The sequence below is a fragment of the Methanoculleus sp. UBA413 genome, from assembly GCF_002502935.1.
Taxonomy (GTDB): Archaea; Halobacteriota; Methanomicrobia; order Methanomicrobiales; family Methanoculleaceae; genus Methanoculleus; species Methanoculleus bourgensis.
In genome coordinates this window covers 1,844-4,323 of sequence record NZ_DAQR01000059.1, presented here as the reverse complement: position 1 = coordinate 4,323, position 2,480 = coordinate 1,844, and the positions used below count along the sequence as shown (strand labels likewise).

At 60.4% G+C, this 2,480-nt stretch carries 1 protein-coding gene and 1 pseudogene; both read left to right on the top strand.

Annotated features, from left to right (window positions below; genetic code table 11):
- The first annotated feature begins 293 nt into the window (after window positions 1-293).
- Window positions 294-2,186, top strand: a complete 1,893-nt coding sequence (locus tag BP858_RS04530) for a sensor histidine kinase (protein ID WP_286878958.1) — start codon at window positions 294-296, stop codon at window positions 2,184-2,186.
- 50 nt (window positions 2,187-2,236) lie between these two features.
- Window positions 2,237-2,480 (top strand): annotated as a pseudogene (locus tag BP858_RS04525) (histidine kinase); the annotation flags it as partial.

Sequence of the window (2,480 nt, the reverse complement as noted above, 5' to 3'; positions counted from 1 at the left end):
GCATGGGCGGCATGGGCGGCATGCCCCCGATGTAACATCACCGTACCGCTTCGTCACAATATGGCCCGGGGCCATAATCCGGCCTCGGAATTTCTCTTTTCCCGCCCGGCAGGCGTCGTTCCCCTGGACCGGTTGGCCTGCGAGGTCTATCGCTTCCCTGCGTTATTGAATACCGCCGAAAACCGCATCAGGATAACAAGATCGCTCATTCTATATAGCCACAGAGACACCTTCCTTTCAAGGGCAGTTCAGGGCCGGGCGGTGGGAGTATGCGGAGCGGAGGGGATACCTGAATGGGGGCAAAGAGTCCGGAACAGCCGTCGCTCCCGTTCGCCCTCTACCTCATGCTTGCTATCCTGCTCGCGATGGTCCCTGTCGTCTGCCTGATCTCGTTTGTCGACTACATGGGAGTCAGGCAGGAACTGGAGACGAACGCGCAGGAGTTCCAGGACCAGACCGAGGCCGGCATCATCCTCTCGATGGATCTGGTGGACACCGGGCTGAAGGTCTTTGATAACACCCTGAACCGCGAGATGCGGGAGGGGTTTGGACCGTTTCTTGCCGAGTACGAGCGGGCGGGAGGAGACCTGACTGCCATGGACCTCTCCCGTGTTGGTGAGGAACTTGGAGAGGGGTTTGATCTCTACCTCATCAACGCATCAGGCGTCATCGAGTATACCACCAATCCTTTTGAGTCCGGATACGATTTTAAGGAGATCCCCTACTTCTACGACCAAATCACGGGGATCCGGCTCGGGGACAACTTCGCGGCGGACCGGGTCGTGCCGGAGATCTCCACCGGCGAACTCCGGAAATATGCGTATATGCCGACACCCGATCACCGCTACCTCCTCGAGCTCGGGCTCGCGGAATCGGAGATCCGGCAGTGGCGCACGGGGCTCGAGTACAGGGACACCGCGCGGGAGCTGGTGGACCTGAACCCGAACGTCGACGGGATCCGGCTCTACGACAGTCTGGGCACGCTGGTCAGCGATGAGGCCTATCCCGACGACGATCGCCGGGTTCCTCTGGTCAGGCAGGCATACCTGGAGAGGGCCACCCTTGAGGCGAAGAACGCCACCACCGGTGAACTGACCCGGTACCTCTTCATCAACCTGACAGACAGGGATTACGCATCCGACATGAGCATGGTCGCCGAACTGACCTACAGCACAAAGGCGGCTGAGGCAAAACTTGCCGATATGCTCGGCCGGCATGCGTGCATCCTGCTCATCGGGCTCGTCATAATCGGCTGTCTCTCGGTCCTTGCCGCGCACTACCTGACGCGTCCGGTACGCATGCTTGTCGTGGACGTCGACGCTGTCGCCCGTGGCGACCTGGACCGGCCCATCAGGGCGAGCGGGGCTGAGGAGTTTGTACATCTTGGGGAGAGCATATCGGCGATGGTCACGACACTTGAAAGAACCATCCGGAGACTCAGGGAGTCGGAGGAGGACCTTACCCGGTATAGTCATACCCTTGAAGAGGAGGTCTGGGGCCGGACTGCCGCGCTTGAGGAGTCCAACCAGATGGCAAACCTCTATCTGGACATCATGTGCCACGACATCAACAACGCAAACAACGTCGCGGGCCTCTACTCGGATCTCCTCCTTGCCGGTCTGGAGGGGGAGCATGAGGCGGTGTATCTCCGGAAGGCGAAGATGGGGCTTACAAAGAGCATTGAGATCATAAAAAACGTCAACACCATCCGGGATATCCACGAACACACCCCCGTCCTCCGGCAGATGGATCTCGATCCAGTCATCAGGCGCGAGATCGAGCACTTCCCGGACTTCAGCATAACCTACGCCGGAACCGGGGTCGCCATTCTCGCCGACGATCTCCTGCCTGAGGTCTTTGCAAACCTGCTCGGGAACGCCGAGAAGTTCGGCGGGCTGGATGTCGAGATAACCGTCAGGGTCGAGGAGCATGGGGAGGAGGTCGAGGTCTCGGTCGAGGATACCGGGCCGGGTATCCCCGATACGGTGAAGAGGGATCTCTTCCGCCGCTTCAAGAAGGGGGAGGGCGCGCTGGCCGGGGCCGGGCTTGGTCTCTACATCTGCCGCATGCTCATCGAGCGCTACGACGGGAAGATCTGGGTGGATGACCGTGTCCTGGGAGAGCCCGGACACGGCGCGGCCATCAGGTTCACGCTCCGTGCGGCTGGGACGGGAGGTGGTCCATGACGGCGGCGGGCGGTAGGGAAAGGAAGATCCCCCGGTTCAGCACATGCCTGATGCTCGTCATGATCCTGATCACTGTTCCCACGATCGGACTGATATCGGCTCTGGACTACTGGCAGGTCGAGCAGGGGCTGATCGAGGATGAAAACCAGCTCCGGGAGCAGACCGAGAAGAGCATCGTCCAGGCGATAACTCTTGTGGATGCAGGCCTGAACCTCTTTGACAGCACGTTAGACCAGCGGATGGAGGAGGGTTTTATCCCGTTTCTTGCCGAGTACGAGCGGGCGGGAAGGGACC

What these genes read in the sequence shown, in the direction of transcription:
- BP858_RS04530 (WP_286878958.1), top strand. Translation starts at nt 294, where the DNA reads ATGGGGGCAAAGAGTCCGGAACAGCCGTCGCTCCCGTTCGCCCTCTAC.